At 43.7% G+C, this 21,830-nt stretch carries 20 protein-coding genes, 1 tRNA gene and 1 other RNA gene; 9 read left to right on the plus strand and 13 right to left on the minus strand.

All coding sequences use genetic code 11. The features are described from left to right. Positions 1-330: 330 nt before the first annotated feature. From HOL16_08135 to HOL16_08160, 6 genes are read left to right on the plus strand one after another with little or no spacing between them, the layout of a single operon-like run. Positions 331-1,005 (plus strand): DsbA family protein, encoded by a 675-nt coding sequence (locus HOL16_08135; GenBank protein MBT5390646.1) that lies wholly within the window; start codon positions 331-333, stop codon positions 1,003-1,005. Between the two features lie 17 nt (positions 1,006-1,022). Beyond that, positions 1,023-1,382 (plus strand): hypothetical protein, encoded by a 360-nt coding sequence (locus HOL16_08140; GenBank protein MBT5390647.1) that lies wholly within the window; start codon positions 1,023-1,025, stop codon positions 1,380-1,382. Next, positions 1,379-2,107: a F0F1 ATP synthase subunit A gene (locus tag HOL16_08145; protein ID MBT5390648.1), complete on the plus strand. Its 729-nt coding sequence runs from the start codon at positions 1,379-1,381 to the stop codon at positions 2,105-2,107. Before HOL16_08140 ends, HOL16_08145 begins: the two co-directional genes overlap by 4 nt. Before the next feature lie 29 nt (positions 2,108-2,136). Then, complete coding sequence (locus tag HOL16_08150) at positions 2,137-2,361, plus strand: F0F1 ATP synthase subunit C (GenBank protein MBT5390649.1); 225 nt, start codon at positions 2,137-2,139, stop codon at positions 2,359-2,361. Positions 2,362-2,393: 32 nt separating this feature from the next. Continuing rightward, entirely contained in the window at positions 2,394-2,903 is a 510-nt protein-coding gene (locus tag HOL16_08155; GenBank protein MBT5390650.1) for a hypothetical protein, read from the plus strand. Next, complete coding sequence (locus HOL16_08160) at positions 2,900-3,391, plus strand: hypothetical protein (protein ID MBT5390651.1); 492 nt, start codon at positions 2,900-2,902, stop codon at positions 3,389-3,391. The genes HOL16_08155 and HOL16_08160 overlap by 4 nt, the downstream gene beginning before the upstream one ends. 89 nt (positions 3,392-3,480) lie before the next feature. On the opposite strand, the gene HOL16_08165 is transcribed toward HOL16_08160, so the two are convergent. The 13 genes from HOL16_08165 to tssB all read right to left on the minus strand — a co-directional run bounded on the left by HOL16_08165 (position 3,481) and on the right by tssB (position 17,671). Continuing rightward, positions 3,481-3,981 (minus strand): CarD family transcriptional regulator, encoded by a 501-nt coding sequence (locus HOL16_08165; GenBank protein ID MBT5390652.1) that lies wholly within the window; start codon positions 3,979-3,981, stop codon positions 3,481-3,483. Between the two features lie 284 nt (positions 3,982-4,265). Continuing rightward, positions 4,266-4,340: transfer RNA gene (locus HOL16_08170), tRNA-Gly, on the minus strand. Positions 4,341-4,440: 100 nt separating this feature from the next. After that, positions 4,441-4,830: RNase P RNA component class A (rnpB, locus tag HOL16_08175), an RNA gene on the minus strand. A 32-nt stretch (positions 4,831-4,862) separates the two neighbouring features. Then, complete coding sequence (locus tag HOL16_08180; GenBank protein ID MBT5390653.1) at positions 4,863-5,552, minus strand: N-acetylmuramoyl-L-alanine amidase; 690 nt, start codon at positions 5,550-5,552, stop codon at positions 4,863-4,865. 2 nt (positions 5,553-5,554) lie between these two features. Then, entirely contained in the window at positions 5,555-7,846 is a 2,292-nt protein-coding gene (gene tssI, locus HOL16_08185; protein MBT5390654.1) for a type VI secretion system tip protein VgrG, read from the minus strand. Positions 7,847-7,927: 81 nt separating this feature from the next. Then, positions 7,928-10,573, minus strand: coding sequence for a type VI secretion system ATPase TssH (gene tssH, locus HOL16_08190; GenBank protein ID MBT5390655.1), 2,646 nt, complete (start codon positions 10,571-10,573; stop codon positions 7,928-7,930). A gap of 43 nt (positions 10,574-10,616) precedes the next feature. After that, positions 10,617-11,633, minus strand: a complete 1,017-nt coding sequence (gene tssG, locus HOL16_08195; GenBank protein MBT5390656.1) for a type VI secretion system baseplate subunit TssG — start codon at positions 11,631-11,633, stop codon at positions 10,617-10,619. Then, on the minus strand, positions 11,597-13,411 hold the full coding sequence (tssF, locus tag HOL16_08200; protein ID MBT5390657.1) for a type VI secretion system baseplate subunit TssF: 1,815 nt from the start codon (positions 13,409-13,411) through the stop codon (positions 11,597-11,599). The genes tssG and tssF overlap by 37 nt, the downstream gene beginning before the upstream one ends. After that, the gene (gene tssE / locus HOL16_08205; protein ID MBT5390658.1) at positions 13,408-13,953 is read right to left on the minus strand and encodes a type VI secretion system baseplate subunit TssE; all 546 of its coding nucleotides are present in this window, start codon (positions 13,951-13,953) and stop codon (positions 13,408-13,410) included. The genes tssF and tssE overlap by 4 nt, the downstream gene beginning before the upstream one ends. A 227-nt stretch (positions 13,954-14,180) precedes the next feature. Beyond that, positions 14,181-14,834 (minus strand): hypothetical protein, encoded by a 654-nt coding sequence (locus HOL16_08210; protein ID MBT5390659.1) that lies wholly within the window; start codon positions 14,832-14,834, stop codon positions 14,181-14,183. Positions 14,835-14,895: 61 nt separating this feature from the next. Then, positions 14,896-15,405, minus strand: a complete 510-nt coding sequence (locus HOL16_08215; protein MBT5390660.1) for a hypothetical protein — start codon at positions 15,403-15,405, stop codon at positions 14,896-14,898. Positions 15,406-15,501: 96 nt separating this feature from the next. Further along, complete coding sequence (gene tssC / locus HOL16_08220) at positions 15,502-16,983, minus strand: type VI secretion system contractile sheath large subunit (protein MBT5390661.1); 1,482 nt, start codon at positions 16,981-16,983, stop codon at positions 15,502-15,504. 142 nt (positions 16,984-17,125) lie between these two features. Then, a complete protein-coding gene (tssB, locus tag HOL16_08225; GenBank protein MBT5390662.1) occupies positions 17,126-17,671 on the minus strand; it encodes a type VI secretion system contractile sheath small subunit in 546 nt (181 codons plus the stop codon). 238 nt (positions 17,672-17,909) lie between these two features. Between tssB and HOL16_08230 the strand changes: the two genes are divergently transcribed. From HOL16_08230 to HOL16_08240, 3 genes are all read left to right on the plus strand, one after another. Continuing rightward, a complete protein-coding gene (locus HOL16_08230; GenBank protein ID MBT5390663.1) occupies positions 17,910-19,742 on the plus strand; it encodes an ATP-binding cassette domain-containing protein in 1,833 nt (610 codons plus the stop codon). Positions 19,743-20,071: 329 nt separating this feature from the next. Next, on the plus strand, positions 20,072-20,455 hold the full coding sequence (locus tag HOL16_08235; GenBank protein ID MBT5390664.1) for a hypothetical protein: 384 nt from the start codon (positions 20,072-20,074) through the stop codon (positions 20,453-20,455). A 9-nt stretch (positions 20,456-20,464) separates the two neighbouring features. Beyond that, positions 20,465-21,799, plus strand: coding sequence for an AarF/ABC1/UbiB kinase family protein (locus tag HOL16_08240; protein MBT5390665.1), 1,335 nt, complete (start codon positions 20,465-20,467; stop codon positions 21,797-21,799). The last annotated feature ends 31 nt before the right edge of the window (positions 21,800-21,830 follow it).

The following is a 21,830-nucleotide window of genomic DNA, read 5'->3' on the forward strand; positions in this document are numbered from 1 at the left end:
CCTTCTGTTGTTGAGATTAGTTTGGCTTTTTATCTTTCCTTATTAAACCCCAATAACAGGAGGACCTGGTATTTTTGTCTGGTTTGTCGCTTCTTAAAGACAACAAAAATTAACTCACTCACCTAATTTTGCAATTTGCTCATGGTGATGTCATATTTTTTAACATCTTCATGCTAACTTGAGAAACTCACTTGTTCTTTGCAAGCATCATAAGCTGTGCAGCGTTTTTTATGAATTCAAACTATTTTTCAGAAAGCCCCTCAGTCCTATTTTTTCTTGCCTTCTTCACGTACAAAAAGCTATTATAAAATAAAAAAGGGAGAAGGACATATGTTGTTTGGTGGTGGTAAGTTGAAACGCGTCTTTTTATTAGCAGTAGTTGTTCTTTTAAGTGCCTTTTTTATAAGAGAATACGTGCAGGCTTCCCCAAAGAAGCAAGCTCGAACTTCTGAACAATCACAAATACAAGAATTGCCGGAAATCATTGTTGGATCACCCGATGCACCTGTAACGATCATTGAGTATTCCTCTCTTACTTGTGGTCATTGTGCCATATTTCATACAGAAGTTTTGCCAAAACTTCATAAAAAATTCATAAAAACGGGACGGGTGAGGATACTGGTTCGGGACTTTCCTTTGGACCCCATTGCCTTGCGAGGCTCTCAAATTGCTTGGGGGCGCGGCGCCAAACATTACATAGAAACCCTTGAAACCATCTTCGAAGAACAAGAGGAATGGCTATATAATTCAGAAGATATGGTTAGTTCCCTAGACAAGGTAGCACGTACTTGTGGTCTAACCCAGGCAGACGTTGATAGATGCACAAATGATCTAACTCTCATGAATGGGATCCTGAAAAAACGCCTCGATGGAAACAATACGTATACTATTTCCGGGACGCCCACTTTTATAATCAATGGTAAAGAACACACCGGTGCTCTTTCGGAAGCTAGCTTTGTAAAAGCCATTATAGAAGCTGAGAAAGCAGAAAAGGCCAATTCCTAGGGAAAATCTAGCACATAATGTCTGATTCGAAACAAGACGATCTGGATAAAAGAATCAATAAGGCCAAAAAGGCCGCACAGTCCCCATCTACTAAGCAAGAAGACAGCACTTTCTACGGAAAAAGCTTTCGCGTAGGGACTGATTTAGTTGCGGGCGTTTTTGTGGGCGTCATTATTGGCCTCATGGTTGATCACTTTTTCGGAACATCCCCTTGGGGATTGATTGGGTTTTTCATCCTTGGATCCTTGGCAGGATTTTTAAACATGTATCGCACCCTCTTTCATAATTCGGGTTTTTTTGTTGGCTTAGAGCGTTCGACAAAGTATGATGACCCCACAGAAAACAACCAATCTGAAAAGCCCGACGAAAAAAAATGACCATAGCTTCTCCGCTCCATCAATTTGAATTGGTCCCCATCGTCTCTCTCAAAATGGGAAATGTGGATTTATCCTTTACGAATTCGTCATTCTTTATGATCTTAAGTACTTTTCTTATTAGTGTGTTTCTTATTTTGAGCATGCAAAAAAAGGCCATTATCCCGGGACGTTGGCAATCTTTAGCCGAAGTTTCTTATGAGTTTATTGCCAATATGGCTCGTGAAAATATTGGCCTTGATGGGCGAAAGTACTTTCCATTCGTGTTCTCTCTCTTCATGTTTCTCCTTTTTGGAAACATGCTCGGAATGATTCCCTATTCTTATACTTTCACCAGCCAAATCATTGTAACTTTTGGCCTAGCCATGATGGTATTTGTCTTAGTGACATTGATAGGAATTGCTAAACACGGCCTAAGATTTTTATTATTTTTCGTGCCCAAGGGGGTGCCTGTTTTCTTACTTCCATTGATCATCCCCATAGAAATTATTTCCTATCTATCGAGACCCGTCAGCCTCTCCGTTCGCTTGTTCGCTAATATGATGGCCGGACACACAATGTTGAAAGTATTCGCGGGATTTACAGTGATGCTGGGGGTGTATGGAATTGCCCCACTTGCCATCAACGTGGCCCTGACAGCTTTTGAAATTATGGTAGCCGCCTTGCAAGCGTATGTTTTCACTATTTTAACTTGCCTTTACCTAAACGATGCGCTTCATTTACACTAGTTAACCAACGAGAAAAGAAAGGAATGATAATGGATCTTCAATCGGCTAAAATGATAGGTGCAGGACTTGCAGTCGTTGCGCTTCTTGGCGTCGGGATGGGAATAGGAAATATTTTCGCCAGCCTTATCCAAGCCATCGGACGCAACCCTTCGGTGCAAAAGCAAGTGTTTCCCATTGGGCTCCTTGGATTTGCTTTGACGGAAGCTGTCGCACTTTTTGCCCTTTTGATCGCCTTTTTAATTCTCTTTCTCTAAACAAATTCATGCGTTAAATCAGAGATATTGATGTGCCACAGCTAGATTTAAGCACTTATCCTTCCCAACTTTTTTGGTTAGGCATCAGCTTCCTGCTTTTGTATATAACCCTAAATCGTTATGTCCTGCCACGAATGGGAGAGGTATTCCAAAGCAGAACGAAACGTATTGAATCCGCCTTGAATCGAGCCTCTTCCTTTAAGGAAGAGGTGTATGCTATTGAGGCGGAAATGTCTCAAAAACTGGACACTGCAAGAGAGGAAGCCCGAAAAATGGTTGAAAGTGCTCTTATTGAAACAGGGGATCTTTTGTCAGAAAAAAGACGCGAATTCCATCACGTGTTTCTGGAAAGAGAAAAAGTTGCTGAGAAAAAAACACAAGAAGGGTATGAAAGCGCACTTAAAGACATGAAAAGCATTGCTCATGGGTTAACACTAGCCATTACATCCCGTTTTCTTGATACGCCCCCCACAGACACCCTCATTGACACGTCAGTCCAAGAAGCCCTTGCTCAACAGACGGATAAAAAGAAACACGCATGACAGTCCTTTCAACTCCAACCTTTTGGGTTATGGTCTCCTTTTTACTTTTTATTGTTTTTGCTGGGCGCCATATGTGGAAAATTATATCAAAGTCACTAGATGATCACTCTCAGAAGATTAAAGGTCAGCTTGAGCAAGCTACCTCTCTTCGGGAAGAAGCCCAAGCGCTCCTCAACCAACGTAGACGAGACCTTGCTGAAACAAATCATCACATTGATGATATTCTTAATAATGCCAAGAAAGAGTCAGAAATTCTTAAAGACAAATCTAGAGGAGATATTGAGCATGTCTTTGCTCATCAGGAAAAAAGCACTCTTTCTCGCATCTCTCAAATGGAAGAGCAGGCCCTTCTACATTTGCGGAAAGCTGCTGCAGATATCATTGTTGATGCCTCAAAAGATGTTTTTACAACAGCAATCGCTGGGAAAAAAGTCGATCCACTAGTAGAACAAACGCTCAAAGACTTTCCGAAAAAGATTTCCCTATAATCCAGTCTTCTTATGCAATCTATGAGTGTACATACAATAATGGGGTGCAAAGCACCCCTTCTCGTCACCACTCAACTAGAAAACTTTTGCTAAGCAGCTTTCTTTAAGAAAGTCTCTACCTTTGCAGCAGCAGAATTCTCTTCAATCCCCTCAACCGCAGCCAATTCGCGTGTAAGACGCTCCAAAGCTGATTGATAAATCTGACGTTCGCTGTAAGATTGCTCCTGGTTCTTTGAGGAACGATGAAGATCACGAACAACTTCTGCAATAGAGCCGGGAACACCAGAATTAATCTTGGCTTCGTACTCTTGGGCACGCCTGCTCCACATAAGTTTGCGAATTTTAGCATTTCCCTTTAGGGTTTTAAGAGCTGTTTCCATCTCAGGAAGGGAACTTAGTTTACGGAGACCAGCTGAATCAGCCTTCTTAACAGGGAGTCTCAAAGTCATACGATCATGTGTAAATTTGATGACGTAAACTTGGAGTTCGTAACCCGCAATATTTTGAGTTTCTACATCCTCAATTCGGCCAACACCGTGTACTGGATATACAACAATATCGCCCTTAGTAAAAAAGGTAATTTTCGACATATCTATTCTTTCAACGGATATTTATAAAACCACAAAGTCTAACATAACTCGCCTTGTCCAAAATCTCTCTCGCAAGGCTCAATAAGTTCATCACTTATATACAACCCTGTATATCATCTTTTTCGTCCAAAAGATAGGAAAACTTTTATAAGAAAATACTGTTTATCATCAAACGATTATTTGGGTGATATTTTTAAAACCCAGTAAAGAAGGGACTTTGCGACATATTACGGTAACAAAGAAAAAAACTTTTTACTCTTAATCCATTGAATCTATTGAGAAAATGGAGCGGGCGAAGGGATTTGAACCCTCGACCCCAACCTTGGCAAGGTTGTGCTCTACCCCTGAGCTACACCCGCTTATAAGCACTTTAAAATGCTTAAAAACCATCTATCAACGGGCATGATACCCATTAACTTATGGGATGCAAGAGGAAAAAAAATTAAGTTTCTAATAAAAAGTATCAGACGGCCTATAAGCCGGGTTCTGTCTTCCATAGAATGGAAGGATGGCCATTCATCTAGGACGATAGTTACCCATCGCCTCGTGCAACCTACCCGAGATCCTCGTGCGAGAAGGCACGATTAAGCCGAAGCTTAAGGAGATCTCTGCTTGGTCTTGCTCCGAATGGGGTTTACCCTGCCACCTCTGTTACCAGAGGCGCGGTGCGCTCTTACCGCACCCTTTCACCCTTACCAAGAGAGTCGCCTCTCTGGCGGTTTACTTTCTGCGGCACTTTCCCTAGGGTCGCCCCCGCCGGGCGTTACCCGGCATCCTCTTCCCGTGGAGCCCGGACTTTCCTCACCTTGGCCCACAATGGAACCAAAGCGCAACCATCCGGCCGTCTGATATGGCTAAGTTAGGATAAAAAATTGAAAATCTCAAGTTTTGAGTTTTAATAAAGCCTGCAAAAGCCCAAAAGTCTCTTTATTCATGGCCTCTGACATCTGGGAAGGACAGAATCTGCTATGAAAGGCCTTCATCACCTGATCTGTTTGCAAGTCTTCCCTTCCCGTTAGAGAAACTTTGTATCCGAACTGCGCCAACCCCTGCTGGACCTGATGAATCGTAAACTCTTCAGATGAACTTGCCCCCGCAGGCCATAAACCAATTCCAGCCGCCGCAAACCTCTTCCAGTCAAAAAAGGGCCCAGGATCCACTTTACGATCCGGAGCAATATCCGAATGACCAACGACATACGCGTTAGGAATCACGTATCGCCCCTGAAGCTCCTGGCAAAGCGCAATCAATACTTCCATTTGTTTGTTAGTAAATGGTCGATCACCTAAATTATCCAACTCAATGCCAATGGAATAGTCATTAATGCCTTCACGACCATCCCAAAAACTAGCCCCCGCATGCCAGGCACGCATTTCTTCGGGAACCAGGGAAAAAACGGTTCCATCCTCGCCAATCACATAATGGGCACTTACTTTGTCCTGAGATGAACAGAGACGCGCGAGAGCAGCCTTTAAGGGAATCTCAGTATAGTGAACCACAATCATGTCTATTGGGGTCCCCTGAGGGCGTTTGTTGAAGTTAGGAGACGGATAGGAGAAATTTACATCCATCACTATTCAACTAATACAATTGGGGATGCCAGGTTAATAATACCTCCGGCTTCCAAGGAAACGGCCGCACCCGCAGCTATGTTACAAGCAGCCCCTGTTTCTAGGGTAATGGCTGCCCCTGAACTGATACTTACGTCGGCACCGGCTTCAGCGGTTACAGCCGCTCCTGCCGAAATGGACACATCAGCACCGGCCTCTGCTGTTACAGCTGCAGCCGCACTGATGGAAATATCCGCCCCCGCATCCAGGGTAATTTCAGCCGCTGCCTCTACATTTACTCCTTCTCCCGCAGCCGCATTGATGGCGCCGCCGGCATCAGCTTCAATGACACCTCCCGCTGCTAAACTCATATCACCCCCAGCCGTGGCATCCATGGCCCCTCCGGCTTCCATGCTAATATCCTCTCCTGCGGTGATATTGATCGTTCCAGTCACTTCAATTGACAGATTACCACCTATGGTAAGCACATAATTTTTCGATACAGTAGAAGTATCGTTTCCTTGAATTGTCGTGGTCCTGTTGCCATCGGAAAGAGTCTTGGTCAAATTCCCTTTGGCCATGGTGATCTCTTGATTTCCCTTGGTCATCGTCAATGTCTTGTTACCTTCGGTCAGGGTCTTGCTTTCATTCCCTTTGGTCATGGTCAATGACTTGTTGCCCTCGGTCAGCGTCTTACTTTCATTCCCTTTCGTAAGGGTTGTTTTTAAATTCCCTTTCGTTAGAAGGAGTGTATCGTTCCCTTCCCCACTACCCTGGGCTGAAAGCTCAGTCTTGCGGCTCCCTTCCTTAATGGTTGTCGTACAGTTTCCCTTTTCAATGGTGGTTGTGCGATCTTGAATAATATCGATGTTCATGTCCTTCTGGGCATGCATGTAGTATTCTTCTTTGCCCTTTTTATCTTCAAACCGCATCTCGTTGAAGCCCTTCCCCCCCTTGGAGGTATTACTCTTGATCGTACTTTTCGTAGGATCAGATGGAAGATAGGGAGGCAAATCTTGCCCATTGTAGACAGACCCAGTTACCAAAGGACGATCGGGATCTCCATTTAAGAAACTCACAACCACTTCCTGGCCAATACGCGGCGTATAAAGCATCCCCCATTTACCGCCAGCCCACCCTTGAGCCACGCGGACCCAACAAGAACTCGTCTCATTATCCTTCCCCAATCGATCCCAGTGGAATTTGACTTTAATCTGTCCATATTTATTGGTCCAAATCTCTTCTCCAGACTTTCCCGTCACAAGCGCAGTTTGAGAACCATATACCTTAGGAATGGGCGTTGCCAGTTGTGGGCAATAGGGCGTCTTTGCTGGAAAAGCAGTATACTCGTTCGAATAAATATAGGATTCTGAATCTGCATCATAGGATGCTTTGTGCGTCACGCTCAAAAGGACGTACGTTGTATTGGCATCCCGGCGCTTGTGACCTTTTAAGCTAAACTGATGCCCTGCCGTAAAGAAAGGCACCGTCGATTTTCCCCCAACAATATATTCGGGCCACTCTGTTGATTCGATCCTAACTTTCGTAAATCCCTCACCCGCGTTATGCTTTTGATAACCTCCAGGATAATGATATACATCACCCCCTAAACCCTTCCCTACAGAATTAGCCAAAAGGCTCGTTTTAGGGGTTTCAAAATTATAATCATTTAACGAGTATTTTTTCGGAACAACTTGGTGCTGCAGATCACAACTTAGGACAGTGTTAAAAGGAGGAAGTCCCTTACCATATTGGTATAGAAAATTTTTATCACTCCCAGGAACCTTTGGATGACCATCGATACTATCCCCCATGGTCAATGTATGACGCCCATTTGCAAAAGAGAAAAAATAGTATATTCCCTCTGCTTCCATGAGCCTTGAAACATAATTGAAGGCACTTTCATTATACTGCACACAAAACTCCCGCATGTCTTTCCCACGGGATGTCGTACTATCTTTGACAGAGCTCACCTTGTGTTCCTCAAGAACTTCCTTAATAATTGAGATGGTTTGCTTATTTTGAAAAATCCGGCAATCACTATTAAATTGCGACACCCAGAATTCAGGATACAATTTCGCTCGATAATTTGTAACGCCCTTATCCTTCCCTTCGGCTCCAAAGGTCGTCTCTTGGATAAACTCTCCAATAATCCCGCTTATGTATCTTTTCTCAGACTTGAACGACATGGTAATAGTCGCTGTCTTTCCTAAAACAGACTCCACTTTTAAATTGGATGAAAAAGAGTACATTTCCAAATCGAAACAAAAAGGCTGAGAAATACTTTCCGTACCCTCGAGCTTTGTTAGAATCAACTCATCTTCCCCTAGGGGAGTGTGAAGGGAAATGTATATATTCTTTTCTGTTCTGAGTAGCCCCGGCGCCATTAGAAAGTCTTATCCTTGGTTTTTAAGTGTTTTTTCAGGCAATGTTTCTAGGAAAGTGTATCCAAACTCCCCCTCTTCCGAAAGAGAAATATGCACATGAGCAAATTTCTTGTCCTTCGCTAATCGGTCTAAAATTTTCGCAGAAAGAGCCGGCAAAACATTATGAGTTAAGATAAAGTCAATGTTTCTGGCGCCAGATTCAACTTCAGTACATCTACTGGCAATGGCCAAAATAACATTCTCATCATAGGTTAAACTGGCACTATGACTTTCTTGAAAGCGATTCTGAAGCCGGTTTAGTTTTAGAGTCACAATTTTCTGGATCTGATCATCGCCAAGCGGCACATATGGCACGACCACTAGTCGACCCAAAAAAGCAGGCTTAAAGTGCTTTAAAAGTTCTGGACGCACGCACGCCATAAGAGATTCCGAACTGGGAACCTCCCCACTTTTAACACTAGAGAAAATCTCCTCTGATCCAAGGTTAGATGTCAAAATAATGAGAGTATTCTTGAAATCAATTTCAATACCTTCTCCGTCTTCCATGACACCTTTGTCGAAAACTTGATAGAATAGTTCCATTACATCTGGATGAGCTTTTTCGATTTCATCCAATAAAACAACAGAGTATGGATTTCGTCTCACAGCTTCGGTCAAGGTTCCTCCTTGACCAAAACCGATATAGCCAGGAGGAGATCCTTTTAAGGATGAAACCGTATAGGGCTCCTGATATTCAGACATATTTAACGTAATTAGATTCCGTTCTCCGCCGTAAAGTATATCTGCAAGAGTTAACGCCGTTTCGGTTTTCCCGACACCACTCGGCCCCACTAAAAGAAATGTCCCAACCGGTTTGTGGCTCTCATCCAAATTAGCATAATATGTTTGAACACGCTTTGCAATTGTCTCAAGAGCGTAAGGCTGACCAACAAGACGCTCCTCCATTCTATCCTTCAAGGTCAAAATGGTGTCCATTTCATTCTGCAACATTTTCCCAACGGGAATACCTGTCCATCCCGCTATGACAGAGGCAATGGCATTGCGATCCACACATACGGGGACTAAGGGAAGTTCGTCTCTAAGGTCGTGAAGCTCACTTTCAAGTTGCTCCAAAGCCTGCAAATCAACAGATTCTGACTTTTTAGACCCAATTTTCTCCTGCAATGCCAAAATTTCTTTCACCAAGGAAAGCTCTTGGTGCCACTGTTTCTCTTTCTGGGACTGCAATTCAACCACATGGGCACACCGCTGATTGAGATCATTCAATCGTTCTTTATGTTCTGCCCCCAGGCTTGACTCTCGTTCCAAAAGGGTAATTTCAGACTGTAAGTTCTCTTCTTCCCGTCTAAGGGCTTCTAAAGTTTCCGGCGTGGATGTTTGAGCGAGGGCAACCCGTGCACACGCAGTATCTAGAACACTCACTGCTTTATCAGGAAGCTGACGCCCAGTAATATATTTTTGGGACAGAGAAACTGCCGCCCGAATCGCTTCATCCAATATACGAACCTGGTGATGTTCTTCCATTTTTTTAACTAACGAGCGCACCATAAGGATACCCGTTTTTTCATCCGGCTCGTCCACTTTAATCAGCTGAAAGCGACGAGAAAGAGCCGCATCTTTTTCAAAGTATTTTTTATATTCGGACCACGTGGTCGCTGCAATGGTTCGCAATTCTCCTCTTGCCAAAGCAGGCTTTAACAAATTGGCAGCATCACTCTGCCCAGGCGCATCACCCGATCCAATTAATGTATGGGCCTCATCTATAAATAAAATAATTGGCGTTGGGGACGCATTTACCTCAGAAATTACTGATTTTAGACGATTTTCAAATTCGCCTTTAATGCCTGCGCCGGCTTCCAACAATCCCAAATCGAGGGTTCGAATTGAAACATCTTTCAAACTTTCAGGCACATCGCCTTTTACAAGGCGCAAAGCAAGTCCTTCAACAATGGCCGTTTTCCCCACACCAGCCTCTCCAACAAGAATGGGATTATTTTGACGCCGGCGGGTTAGAACATCTATCACCTGGCGTATTTCTTTGTCACGTCCTTCAATAGGATCAATTTTTCCCAAATGGGCCTGTTGGATTAAATCAATAGTGTATTGATCCAACGCTTCACGGGCAATTACAGGCCTATTTAGATTTGCCCCCGGCTCTTGCGAGACTGTCTCGGGGGTTCCCTCAGAACTCTCCTCTATAAGCTCCTGTATGTCTTCTTGAAGACGAACCGCCGGGATATTATAGAGGATAGGACATGAATCCATGAGAATCCCCCGCAAATTCTCAGAATTTATAAGCGCCAATAACAGGCTTCCTGAGCGAACGCGTTGCTCGTTGAAAGTCAGAGTCGTAATCAACCAAGCATCTTGAAGAAGTGTCAGAATGTGTTGAGAAAGAGCCGGCGTTCGTGTATTCCCTCGTTTTAACTTTGACAAAGCCATGTCTAATTGTTGAGAAAATTTATCCAATTCAATCTCATAATACCTTAAAATAAAAGCAAAATCTGAATCTGGCATTTCCTGAAGCTTAGACAATAGATGCTCTAATTCAACGGTAAAGTTTGTATTTGAAACGCATCCTTCAGCCGCTAATTCAAAGACCCTTTTACAAAGAGGATTTAATTTCCCCACTAGATTTCGCGTATCAATTGACATCAAATTCCCCGTCACAATAAAATTTAGCCCCCCGAGAGTAGGCTTAGTCAGGATTAATCCACACTTGAGCATCATCCTTTTCAAATGGCTTAGTTTTAAGCCAAGTTGTCCATCCTAGAAGACTGTCCTGTCCCAATCGAGTCTCCGGAACTTCTTCGGCTTGGACCACTAAATTGTAGTCAAATGTCTTTTCCTGACCAATGAATAGATTAACTAGATCATTGGATTGCTGGTAGGCAACCCCTCCTTTCAAAAAAGTTACAAATTTTTTAAAAGGAAGAGGGCCAATTTTCACCGTAAAATGTGTTTGCTGATCCCAAAAGCGTTTTCCAAGAACAGCATTCTGTCCCAATTTTTGAAACTGCCCAGACGTCCCTATGCGCGTATACTGAGATTTAGGAACCTTTATCCACACACCCTGACAGTTGATGACTTCCACTTGCGTTCCAAAATAGCTGCTTAATATAAGCTTTAATTCACCCCCAGAATGAGCCTCTTTCCAGAAGAAACTTGCATATCCCAATAGGGAACGGTCGGGCACAGACGTCCTGTTCTTTAAGGCCGGTATATCATAGCCAATACCGGCAAACGCTCTCAGAGTCTTCCCTATATCCGTCTCTTCAGGCGTTAATTCGGCGATTCCAATTCGATATTTTTTATGGATCCTATATAAGAGCGAAACCAACCGATGATTAAAAACATCTAAAAAATCTCGAAAGCCATAGTCACGCTGGCGCATCCTATCAATGACTTGTTCTGTATAAGGGGTTGGAAGAGGTCCCTGCAGGCCCGAGATTCCGAAAAAGTTAATATGAAGCTCTGGAAGCGCATCATCGTCTCCTGACGTCATGCTATAAAGATCGCTGGCCGGAAAAGCAAAAGAAACCCTAGACTTGATACGAACAGATTCTTTAGCTGGATCACTTCCCTTTCCAAGGGCGATATTGTCCACATTAAGGCGATCCAACAGCTTTATGGCCTGATCAAAATCAAAATTATAGGGTTCGGCGTAAAGATCTTCCTTTACAGAAGGGCTTTTCCGCCCACGTGTGCGGGCCATGTTTTCCAGATTCCTTCTTCTGCGGTTCTCTTAATTGACAATTCTACAAAGGAGTTGATGCTGACATACAGTCTGAAAAAATTATTTAGGACACCAGAAAATAATACTGGGCTGTGCCCTTTTATCGTTTCTCCATCAAAAGTCACAGTTGCTGCCGTTCCCCTAACAAATCCACGCCAAGCTTCCTGCCCAAGTCGGCGAACCGTTGGTTCACATTCCAATTTTTTCATGGCATCAATTTCAGCACCAGATTCATACCCCCCAATATTCACGTAGAGCCTCAATAGCTCCTTAAGAGCCTCCAGGCTTTTTGGATCACTAGAAAATGACAACTGATTCAGTGTCAATTGAGAGATTAGCTTCCACCCAGTTGCTCCTTTGCTGGGAGGATAAATGGGCAACGTTGGAGCGTTCAAACAATATATTTCTGCTGCAGGTGCCGCTTTTTCAATTTGGAGCTTAGCGCCAGCGGGAAGCTCAATGGGAAGCAATCTATTTGTACACATGGTATGCGCAAAAACAGTTTGAACAGCTGGAGTCATCGGATTAAAAGAAAAATCGACGAATGAAAGGAAGAGATCTGTGCCAGGCATGTCTTTGCGAATGGCAGGGGATCGTCGTGCATACCAGAATGCCTTTTGATCTTCCAGAGCCGCATCATGACTGAAAGAAAAATAAGGGGTGAACTCTTCGACTGCTGTCTCACCAGCCGTTGCCGCCACGACTTTTGTAATGGTATGAATTTCATTGGTTAACTCACGCCTTAAGTCCCCGACTAAATGATACTCAGATTTCCGATGATCTAATCGAATTGGCTCTGAAATTTTCTTGAATAGGTTGATGATTGGTGTACAGCCTAAAAGAAAATTAGACGCTCCCAAGTTTACTTTTTCCAAAGCTTTCAAATTTGAGACAGGAAGCAATATATCCACAGTCTTAGTAGCCGTTCTCTGATCCAAATTATCTACATCAAAAAACATAAACTTATTGGGAAAGACGAAATATTCCTGCAAAAACCTATAAGCAGGATGCCCATGAGATGACGCTGGAATAACGCCTTCATCGTCTGCAAAGCCCACCTGTCCCAAGGATCCTTGTGGAATCACTACGGGTGACTTACTCTCATCAGAGACAATTGCTATGGAACCCTCCCCCGTAAAAATAGATTCGTAGAGGACCAATGCAGTAGGCTCATCGGCATTGATATGAAATCGAAGTTTTTTGAGCTCAAGTTCGTTTAGATCTCCCTTCATAGATCGTAGGCGTATTCTCAACAATTTTGCATAGGGCGAAATAGGATGAACAAAATCATAATCATCAGCCTGGACCAAGTCAGCGTCATAAACTTCAATAGGCCAAAGCTCCACAGGATAAGAGGTTTGAAACCTACAAATATTTCCCTCGCTCGCATGGGTAAAGAGAGGCGTCTCTTTTTCAACCGTGTATCCGCTGGTCATCTTTCCCTGTGTGGTATCTACAGCGAATCTTGCCACCGACATAGAAGGCGTTGGATTCACAAACTGGGAATACAATACTCCCAATAAAGCGGTGGTAAATCTTGGAAACTCATTGTCAATTGTTTGCTGCAGATTCCCCGTTAAGAATGCAAATGATTCTATGAGCCTCTCAACATGAGGATCCCCTGAAGCCCCTTCCCCAATCTGGAGGCGTTGGGCGACCTTTGGGTATTGCTTCGCGTATATGGCTATCATCCGCCTAAGATAGCTCATTTCCCTTTGGAAATAGTCGAGATCGTTCTCGGAAAATGTCAAACTCATGTGCCAGTTCCTTGAGTCGTTGTAGAAGCCAACTTCTTGCCATAAATGTCATCCTTCTCAGGAGATGACAAAAGATAAGATTGAACATCTATGGGAAAAACGATGGGTTCCACGACCTGGTCCAAGATCATGTTAGCCCTTATTTCCCCGGAAATAACTTGAAATTTTGGGTCATAACCTGTGATCTTTATCTGAACATCCTTTAAGCGAGGTTCAAACATATCAATAATAGTTTCCAACTTTTGCGCGATAATAATCCACTCTGATTGATCAGCTGGATCAAAAAAGGAAAAATCTGGAAATCCATAGAGCAGCGGAAACCCATAGGGAAGATCTTGTGCCTCCATAAAGTCCAGCTCATCCCGAGATAGTGCTGTACGCGTATTCAAAAGCTTTGCGACTTCATGAATAATAGATTCTCGAACTTGCTCTGGCTTTAAAATGCGAAAGGGAGGCACCTCAACCTTTTGCTCTTGATTCAGGTCACTTAAACGATCAAACAATGGGGCCCTATCTCCAGGAATGGTCCACGTTTTTCTCAAGCTATCCCCCTCATAATTTCTTATTCAAGGATAGTATATCGCAGTTTCAAGGCATTGTCGCCCTCAAACACAACCAACAAAAAGCGAAAGAAAGATCTATATATTTGATCAGCGACCATTTTTAAAAACAACCATCCCGGATATCCCCTTCAGGGATTCCGGGATGGTTGTAGAGGTAGGCTATTAAAACCCAGCTAAATAACTTTTGTGATGTCCTGTGATCAAGCTCATGTCTTAGCAGCTGGCAATATGTTCTTTGTCAGATCCCACCCACCTACTACCTGACCTGTTGCTACTCCATTTGGACCGTCAGGCAAAAACCTTATTTCCATGCTATCAAATGCTAGGGAAAGAAAAGTTGCATCCTGCCCCTGCTCAATAGCTGAGATACGAGTATTTGTACATTTCAACTCAAAGGAAGGCTCATTTGGAGCCCCTGCATTTCTCAAAGATGCAATGAAGGTCAATCCGATATTTGTTCCAGCAGCTGCAGAGCCCAAAGCAGTTTCGACATATGGATTGTCCTTTAGAATTACAGTTAGATCCCAAAAAACGACTTTAGCACCTGAATTCAACTCACCATTGGCAAGTTTGGATTTTTTCCTGGCCGCTAGAAATGCTCCTAAAATTTCGATCCCATTGGTGAATTTCCCAATATTTGCTTCTCCCTGAATCTTATCCGAATGTAAAACGAGAGGAGCAGATTCATTTGTCGGATCAATATCCATCAATTGCGCAAGCAGATCAAACGCATACACTTGTTTTTCAAGAGAACTTCCATTTTCCCCAATGGAAATAAAGTCATTTTCTTGCTTTCTACTTGCTTGCCGTAAGCCCACCTCCGGAATGCCACTTGATGATCCTTTTTTCATGCCTGCCATTTATTCCTCCTATAGATTTTCCCTGTAATTTATTTCATTCAGGCGCATAACGAATAATCTTCTATACTGTTGTTGTCTGCAAAATTTGAGATGCTGACATAGAAGTCTTCCCTTGTGCTACGAGAGCCTGATCGTAAGAGACGCGTGATTGTTCAATTGATCCATATTCAACTACGATACTGCACACCAGGCCCTCTTCTACAAGCATAATACTCCAGTTTGTAATATAGACCTCTTTTAATATTACTTCGCGATGCAATTGAACATTTTCTCCATCAGAGATGACTTCTGATATTGTGAGGACCCCAAGATTTTGCCCCAACGTCATAACCTGCATTGCCTGGGGAACGGCCCCACAAAGTCCATATACTAGTGTAATTGGTTCCAACTCAGGATTCAAAGTTCTCCGCCTCTCACTACGCGATGAATTTTCAGGATTAGAAATACAAATATTTGGAAAACTTTTTAATCTAACAGATCCCACATGCCCCGTGGTTTTTTCACTCCCCGAAAGAAGTTTTTCGAGCTCGACTTTGAAAAATACGAGATGGTTTCCTACTGCTGTACTCATTTGACTCTCCTCTATAACTTTCTTCCTGGGGAAGCCTTACTCTTGGAATTTCGCATTTCCAATTCAAAATGCTCCCCCTCATTATCCAAAGCTTGCTTACGCTGCCGGTGGAGGAAGATCCGCAACCAACCGTAAGGAGGCTGTGAGTTCCTCTAACTGGAAGTGTGGCCGCAAGAAAACAGTTGCTCGATACGCACCAGGATTCCCTGGGACATCAAATACATCGATTCTCGCTTCACGCAATGGATATGCCGCCTTTAATTCTTCAGGCGCACTATCATTTAACAAGACGTAGTTGGCGATCCATGTCTGAAGATACTTACGAACATTCTCCCGTGACATAAAGCTACCTATCTTATCCCGCATGATCACCTTGATATAATGGGCAAAGCGTGATGCCGCCAACATATAGGTGATGCGCGCAGAAAGGTTTGCATTCGCGTTGGCTTCTGCCTTGTTATATATCTTTGGCTTTTGAGTTGTTTGCGCCCCAAAGAATGCCGCCTTATCGGTTCCTTTACAGTGACACAAAGAAAGGAAGCCAAGATCGCTAAGTTCTTTCTCTCGTCGATCCGTAATGGCTATTTCCGTTGGACATTTAAGGGCAATGTCTCCTTCCGTGGTTCTAAAGGTGTAGGCAGGAAGATTTTCGACCAAACCACCCCCTTCTACTCCACGGATAGCCGCTGTCCATTGATAGAGGAAGAATGCGTTTGTGACCCTCTGTCCAAAAGCATAGGCCGTATTTCCCCAACAGAACTTGGTGTTGTCGGTTCCATTCACTTGTTCCTCATAATTGATGCCATCGACAGGAACTGTCTTTGAACCGTAAGGAAGTCGCATCAAAACCCTTGGCATGGTCAGAACCACATAGCGTGAGTCTTCCATTTCACGGAAAGAATTCCACTTTGCATACTCAACACTATCAAAGATCATGGCCAAATCCCTAGGAGCCCCCAAGGAAGTAAAGCTATCCAAATCAAAGAGTGAAGCATCAGCAGCCGTAAGGAAGGGCGCATGAGCCGCCGCAGCTACTCCTGAGATTTTCTCAAGGAGTTCTACATCCTGTGGCAAATGACTGAATTCATAATCACCAATTAGGCAGGAATAAGGGCTACCACCATATGTTCCATACTCTTCTTCATAGACTTTCTTAAAGAGAGCACTTTGATCAAACTCAACGGCCCGCTCCAAATCTTGCAACAATTCAGCTTTAGAAATGTTGAACACACGGATCTTAATCATGGTTCCCGTTTCTGTGTTCTTGACAAGGTAATTTAGGCCACGCCATGAACCTTCAAGTTTTTGGAATTCAGGAGCATGAAGGATTTCATCCAACTGTGCACTCAAGAGAGTGTCGATTTGCTGAATTCTCTCGTTAATAAATGAAACTGTATCGTTGCTGACCGCGCCACCTTGTGCGAGAACTTGATCAACAAATTCTTGGACCAAGTCCTTTGCATATGATTCTTGCGATGGATCTCTGGCGAGCTTTCCCTTACTAATAATCTGGGAAAGGACACTTGCTGAACCTGCAGCGGCCCCTTTGCCTGATCCACTTCCTTTTCCGTTAGCCATCTTACTTTCTCCCAATTGTTAAAACCTGTGTCATATTTTTTTTATTATTTATGACTTAAGTTGCTTCCCATAAAGCTTACGTCTTTCGCCCCTCAAGAGCTCTTCCCATATGGAGAGTCCTCCTGAGAAAGTGTTCGAATTTTTACGAACCCTTCTTTGGCGGTTTTCCAGCACCTGGCTTTGCATCGCCACCGCTGACACCAAGCTCTTTCTTAAGCTCGTTTTGTGTCGCAGAGTTTTCAATGACGTCCAAAAGCAATGCATCAAGATCATCATTTCCATCTAACTTAGACAAAAGATCGCTCAATTTTGTGCGGGCATCATAAAGTTGTGCCAACGGCCCAACCTGCTTTACGACGTTCACTGGATTAAAGTCATCCATGCTCTTAAAGTTTAAAAGTACATTCAACATCGTATCATCGTTGGACAATGCGTTTTGTACCCGTAAGGCGAGCCTTGGAGCAATCGATGCCATGATATCGTCGAAATTATCGCCGTCAATGTTAACAAACTTACGATCTTTCGGTTTCGGCAATGGATTTTCCGGTTGTCCAGAGAGATCTGCGAGTACTCCCATCACAAAGGGAAGTTCCTTCATCTCTATGGCGTCTCCAATCTGGACATCATAGGTGATGTGCACCCGTGGTGGCCGGACTTTATCTAGAATATGTTGTGTGCTTTCTGTCATAATTTCTCCCAGTCCTTTTGATTTACTAGCCTTCACTCTATTCCTTTTAAAGCAAAAACCTCTCCCGATGATTTTATACTGCCATGTTTATGCATATATGTAAATCTCTATTATTCATAATATTCACCAAATGATTAACAAATGGTTAATAAAATCATTTTTTTTAAAATTTTTTTTAAATTAAGCTTGCAATCATCGGTGTTTTTTGAAATCTCAGAAGGACCAGCTGGAGAATTTAATGTTGAGAGAACCGAGTTATTTGGAAAATCAGAGCACTGCCTCTCCCCCTAAAGGAGAGATCCACTTAATTGCTCCTCTCTTAGAATTCATTCTACCGTATAAAAGCCAATGTGTACTGGCACTTTTATCCCTTATTCTTGCTTCGGGAGCCGTCCTCGTTCTTGGCATAGGGATCCAGCATTTCGTGGATACTGGATTTTCGCCAGAACATCCAAGTGCCCTATACCAATCTCTCTTTTTCCTTTTTCTTGTTGTTTCCTTTCTGGCTATCGGAAGTTTTGGCCGATTTTATTTTGTGTCCTGGATTGGGGAACGCTTAGTTGCTGATCTAAGGAAAAAAGTCTTTTCTCATCTTCTCTCTTTAAGTCCCAATTTCTTTGAGACAGCACGGGTTGGAGAAATTGTATCCCACATCACAACAGATTCGACCCTGTTGCAGGTTGTCACAAGCACTTCTATCCCAATCGCTCTTCGAAATATCCTGATGCTGGTTGGTGGCTTGGTAATGCTTTTGCTTACAAGTCTCAAATTAACCATCATCGTTCTATTAGTCACGCCTATTGCCCTCGTCCCAGTCCTTCTTTATGGAAGACAGGTCCGCAAACTCTCCAAAGCTTCCCACACTCGTCTTGCTCAACTAGGGGGCTCAATTGAGGAAACTTTTAATGCCATTCGAACATCTCAGGCCTTTTGCCACGAACGAGAAGATCGCAGGACTTTTTCAAAGCAAACCGAAGCTTCATTTAAAGCCGCTCTCCGACAGATAACTGCCAGAGCCTTCCTGACTGTTACACTTATTATTCTAGTATTCGGCGCCATCAGTCTGGTCCTATGGATCGGCGGGAATGATATAATTGCTCAGAATATTTCTGCCGGCGAGCTCACCTCTTTCCTATTTTATGCTCTTGTGGTTGCAGGATCAGCCGGCGCGCTTAGTGAAATAGTAGGAGACCTTCAAAGAGCTGCGGGGGCAACAGAACGCCTCATCCAGCTTTTAAATACGCAATCTTTGATTAAAACACCCAGAAATCCCAAGCGCATCCCCGCCATTGCACAACCATCCCTTTTCCCCACAGAACGACAAAAAATTCTAGATTTTAACGCTGTGGACTTTGCTTACCCTTCTCGCCCCAAACAAAAAGCCCTCAAAGACTTTTCCCTCCAGATTGAACAAGGGGAAAAGGTTGCTCTAGTAGGGCCTTCTGGAGCAGGCAAGAGTACGGTATTTCAGTTAGCCCTGCGATTCTATGACCCTACGAAGGGGAAAATAGCCATTAACGGATGTGATTTAAAACAGGCCGATCCCAGGGATGTGAGACATCATATTGCTTTGGTCCCTCAAGATCCTTTCATCTTTAGTGCCACTGTTTTCGAAAACATCCATTATGGCCAACCGAGTGCTAGCAGAAAGGATGTTGAGGCCGCCGCTAAGGCATCTGCCGCCCTGGAGTTCATTGAAAAGCTTCCTGAGGGCTTTGATACCCATTTAGGTGCCAAGGGTATTCAGCTGTCCGGCGGGCAACGCCAGCGCATTGCCATTGCCCGTGCACTTTTAAAAAATGCCCCGCTTCTTCTGCTGGATGAAGCAACAAGCGCCTTAGATGCCACTAACGAACGCCTCGTTCAACAAGCCATCTCCCACTCCATGGAGGGGCGAACGACTATTATTATTGCCCATCGCCTAGCAACTGTACAAAAAGCTGATCGAATCATCGTCATGGACCAAGGAAAAATTATTGCCGTTGGAACCCATGCCGATCTCGTGGCCCAAGAAGGCATCTATCAGCAACTGGCTAATCTGGAGTTTCTAGAAGAAAGTAAGGCGATATAGAAAGGGCAGGACTCACCTGAGCCAAACCCTTACACCGCAAATTCATCATATCTAACCAAAAAAATCGTAACCTCCGCGCCTACATATACGCAATGATCATCGTAACCATCAATAGTAAAGCAACCAGAATAAATAGTATGTGCCTAAGTTTAATCATCTCACTCTCCCAGGAATAAACCCACCTCTGGGGAAATTCTAACACGTTAAAAGCCCTGTTTCAAATTACGACTAAAAAATTATTACCCCAAGATTCCCCTCACACCATTGCGAAAATAGCTAAAACACCGCATAATGCGACAAGTACCCGTTAACAAGAGTTTGGTATCTAGATGGCACCTCTAAACAAAGTTGCAAACGCATCCTCTAAAACAGAAGCTCTAAGCACGACAGAAAGACGTGTGCTCTTTTTCACGTATTTCTTGTACCTCATGGGAGATACGCTTCTGCCGGTGACAGGCATTATTATTGGTGCCATCGTCAACTACGTAAAGCAAAAAACAGGATCTAAAATATCTCGTTCCCATCATGAGTGGCTGTTTAGAACTTTTATCATCACCATTGGTGGATTGGCTTTGTCTTTGCTCTTCTGGTCTCTGGATTTTCATCTAGGCGCCATTATTGCAACAGCCATCATCTATTTTTGGAGTCTCTATCGCGAGATTCGTGGGTTCCTGAATCTTCTCGAAGGAAAACCCGCTCCCCACGAAGGGTAACCTCATATAATGACACTTAAAGATGATGACACTTTTGGCCGCAGGCTAAAACGCTATACCAAAGTATCCCTTTCTGCTGGAAAAATAGCCGCACAATTGGCCGGAGACCGCTACCTTGGCACATCAGCCGACCCCAGCAAGCGTGCTAAGCAGTTCATGGAGTCTTTAGGGGACCTCAAGGGACCCGTCATGAAAATTGCCCAACTCTTGGCAACAATTCCCGACTTTTTGCCCGACGAATATGTAACGGAACTTCTCCAGCTCCAAGCAAACGCCCCCGCCATGGGATGGCTTTTTGTGAAACGAAGAATGAGGACTGAATTGGGCCTTGAGTGGGAAAGCAAATTTAAAAGCTTTGAGAAACCTGCAGCAGCGGCAGCCTCCCTTGGACAAGTTCATCGGGCAACTTCCCTAGAAGGAAAGTCTCTTGCCTGTAAGCTGCAATATCCCGATATGTCTTCAGCTGTCGAGGCTGACTTAAAACAATTTAAAATTGTCTTAGCCCTCTATGAACAAACAAACAAAGCTGTGCTTACAAAGGGGGTATTTCAAGAAATTGCAGAGCGACTGCGGGAAGAACTAGACTATGAGTTGGAGGCTAAACACATTGCTCTCTATACAAAGATTCTCCAACCAAAGCCTCAGGTCCATTTGCCCATAGTGCATCCTGAACTTTCAACCAAACGGCTTCTAACAATGGATTGGCTCGAAGGACGGCCCCTCTTGGAAATGCGAAAGGCATCGCAAGAGCTCCGAAATACCATTGCTACCAATATGTTCTACGCCTGGTACCTGCCCTTTTATCATTACAGCATCATTCATGGAGATCCTCACCTTGGAAATTATACAATCCGTGATAACGGTGACATAAATTTGATGGACTTTGGATGTATCCGCATCTTTACCCCTAGCTTTACCCAAGGGGTCATTGATCTTTACTATGCCCTCCTAAATAATGATCAGGATCTAGCGATTCGGGCCTATGAAACCTGGGGATTTCAAAATATTTCCAAAGACCTCATTAGCATTCTAAATCGTTGGGCCAAATTCCTCTATGGGCCTCTCTTAGAGGACAAGGTCCAGTTCCTAGATGAAAGCAACAGCAGCATCGCAGGCCAAAAAATTGCCGGAGAGATCCATCAAGAGCTTAGAAATATCGGTGGCGTTGCCCCGCCCCCGGAATTTGTCTTTATGGATCGCGCCGCCGTCGGCCTAGGATCCGTCTTCATGCATTTAAAAGCTAAACTTAATTGGTATCAGCTCTTCCACGAAATGATCGATGGATTTGATGAAAAAATCGTTGGTCAAAGACAAGAAGAGCTGATTAAAAAGTGCGATTTGTAAACGTGAATTGAGGATATAATTTTTTTGTCGC

This window comes from Alphaproteobacteria bacterium, from assembly GCA_018662925.1.
Taxonomy (GTDB): Bacteria; Pseudomonadota; Alphaproteobacteria; order 16-39-46; family JABJFC01; genus JABJFC01.